The sequence below is a fragment of the Companilactobacillus zhongbaensis genome, from assembly GCF_003946515.1.
Taxonomy (GTDB): domain Bacteria; phylum Bacillota; class Bacilli; order Lactobacillales; family Lactobacillaceae; genus Companilactobacillus; species Companilactobacillus zhongbaensis.
Genome location: NZ_RHOM01000064.1, coordinates 1 through 2,881, shown reverse-complemented (window position 1 = coordinate 2,881; position 2,881 = coordinate 1). Strand labels below are relative to the sequence as shown.

The 2,881-nt window shown below is 34.4% G+C and carries 2 protein-coding genes and 1 tRNA gene; all 3 read left to right on the top strand.

The features are described from left to right. Nucleotide 1: 1 nt before the first annotated feature. Nucleotides 2–92, top strand: a tRNA-Ser gene (locus EKM69_RS12125). Between the two features lie 1,379 nt (nucleotides 93–1,471). After that, a complete protein-coding gene (locus tag EKM69_RS12120; protein WP_125711361.1) occupies nucleotides 1,472–1,693 on the top strand; it encodes a hypothetical protein in 222 nt (73 codons plus the stop codon). Between the two features lies 1 nt (nucleotide 1,694). Next, nucleotides 1,695–2,492: an energy-coupling factor transporter transmembrane component T family protein gene (locus EKM69_RS12115; RefSeq protein WP_164505953.1), complete on the top strand. Its 798-nt coding sequence runs from the start codon at nucleotides 1,695–1,697 to the stop codon at nucleotides 2,490–2,492. The last annotated feature ends 389 nt before the right edge of the window (nucleotides 2,493–2,881 follow it).

Genomic DNA, 2,881 nt, shown 5'->3' with positions numbered 1-2,881 from the left:
TGGAGAATTGTCCGAGTGGCTGAAGGAGCATGATTGGAAATCATGTATACGGGTATTAACCTGTATCAAGGGTTCAAATCCCTTATTCTCCGTAAAGCAGGGAAGAAGAGATCACGAAAGTGGTCTCTTTTTTTGTGCTCTTTTTTGGGGATACATTACTGAAAATTTTCCACTTTCCTAAAATGGAAAATCATTTTGGACCAGATACAGGATTCACCAATACCTTTTGATAACTAATGAGTGCTGTTTTCATTTTTTATAGCATTTTTACAGTGATTGGAAAGGTTTGAGATCTTAATGAAAATATTTCCTCTTGCTTACAAGAAGTATTGAGACTTCAAATTACGTCATATCGATTGGAAATCTGAAAACCCTCCAATTACTTCAAGTGAATCAAAAACGGTTTGAGGAGTAGCATATTATCATAAGCTTTATGATTAAACCGGATTATAGACGTTTTAAACAATGAATGGTGTTCACATGAGCAATCGCATCGCAAATTCCACTTTATGTCTTCTAATGGATCATATCTTGTAGAAGCTGTATGAATTTGAAAGTTAAGTAACTTCAATGATTCGTTATTATTTTTAATTACTTATTTGCTGAGGGATAAAGTTATCATCATTGCAGATTTTTACTGTTGATACAAAATGTTAATTGCTAGTGTTTTTGATAATAAAACTCAATATCTGATCATAGACGAAAATACTGACATGTTTGATAGAGAAACTCGAAAATCAATTATAAAATCTTCGGATCAATTGCAAACCAAATATCAGATAAGAATCTATTGAGTCACTCACAATGTAATGAGTTGTTTACTCACGATAAAGGTATAAGGAAAAATTAAAAAACAAGGAATACATTCAAAATTTTTTAACTTTCTAAAAACAATCCCATTGGCTTGAAATGATATCGATTTCCTAAATCGGTGCTGAAGATTTAATTGGCTTCGTCATAACATCAAGTTCAGGAAAAAATGTTGATCACACATATGAATGGAATAATGCAAGTAGACGTGGAACACTGATGATGGCTGACATAGAATGTATGCCGAAAAAAGAAATTTCCGTTCGCAGTACGACAAAGGGTTGGGTTAGTTTTCCAATATCCGGAAAATCAACTTTTTGCTAATAGTGTCTTAAAAGATGTGACTTATGGTCCGCTTAACAATTGATCGACAGTTGATGCGGCTAACAAATTTGCGACAGAATATTTGAATAGATTGGGAATTGCAGAGGAAAAATTTGCAGATAATCCGCTAGAACTTTCTGGTGGCCAACAACGATTGGTCGCATTAGCTGGAGTGTTTGCAATGCAGCCATAACTATTAGTTTTAGATGAACCAACAGCTGGTTTGGATCATGTAGCCAAAAGATTACTATTTCAAATTTTGCATGAGGAAATTGATTAACGAAAATGTGCTGTTATTTTGATCTCACACAATTTAGAATATGTCTGCAATCATTGTATGAAAATTGGGGTTTTTGGTGATCACCGTCTATTAAAGATGGGTTCAACTCGGTCAGTACTCAGAGATACCGATCTTTTGCAAAAAGCTGACCTTGATTTGCCAGCTGCAGTGAATTTTCATCAAGAACTGCGGAGTGAAGATATAGTTACCACCGATGTACCACTAAATTTAGCAGAACTAACAGATCAAATTGTTGCTGGTTTCGGGAAGGAGGAGTAAAGTGCAACGTAAAATCACTTTGGGGAAATTCTTGTATCGTGATTCCTTTATCCATGAATTGGATCCCCGTACAAAATTATTATCTACGTTAGTCTTGGTGATTTCTCTTTTCATTGTGACTGACCCTTGGATCTACTTGATGCAAGCAATTTTGTTAGTAGTTTTGTTTTATGTTGCTAAGTTATCAATCAGCAATGTATTTAAGGGAATTAAAGCGATTGTCATTTTGCTGGTCCTAACATTGTTCTTCCGTTTGATAGCAACTCCAGGCCAACCGATCATAGATTTAGGCATAATGACGCCAACTTACGAAGGACTGTTAACGGGGATAAAGTTAGTAGCACGAATCACCTTGATGATCATTGCCACTTCGTTATTAGCGTATACGACCACACCAAGAAGAATGGCAATAGGATTGGAGAAAGCATTCAGTTTTTTAAAAGTATTTAAGATTCCAGTGAATGATTTCTCAGTTGTGACAATGATTGCCTTACGTTTTATTCCCGTTCTGATTCAAGAAGTAGGTAACACGATAGATGCTAAAGTATCCCGAGGTTCGAAAATAATTGATGGCAATGTTGTTGAAATGATGAAGGCCACATTTTCGGTGTTAGTTCCCGTGTTTGTAGGGATAGTAGAGAAGTCAGCAGACCTAGCCATGGCAATGGAGTCACGCGGATTTGACGAAAAAAGGGAAAATACGCAAATGTACCCCTTGCATTATTCTAAAAAAGATGTAACATGTATTATTGCTGTTGCGATTTATGCAATAGCCATTATATGGATCAAAGTTGTCTAGTTGATTTTTTTTAAGTTTTTATAATTTATCGCTGACAAATGAGATTGAGTATTATATAATGAAAAATGCGAAGTAATTATTCATGGCATATATACCAATTGCAAATAAAACTTTTTCAACTTTTTTAGAAAAAGTACTTGCAATAAGTATTTAAAACTAGTAATATATTTTTCGTTGTCAAGTTAACACAACAGCGACAACGACTACGACAGTTTTAACAATTATCCTTGAAAAAAAACAATTTTAAAAAGTTGTTGACAGATAGTTGATAACATGTTAAAATAATTAAGTCGCTTGTTGAGAGCTTTAGCGATCAACAAGAAGTAGACCTTTGAAAACTGAACAAAGTTTTAACGCTAATTGTGTAGGCCTTAATTAAATTAAGGTAA

Coding starts and splice junctions, on each gene's coding strand:
- EKM69_RS12120 (WP_125711361.1), top strand. CDS start 1,472: ATGAAAATTGGGGTTTTTGGTGATCACCGTCTATTAAAGATGGGTTCA.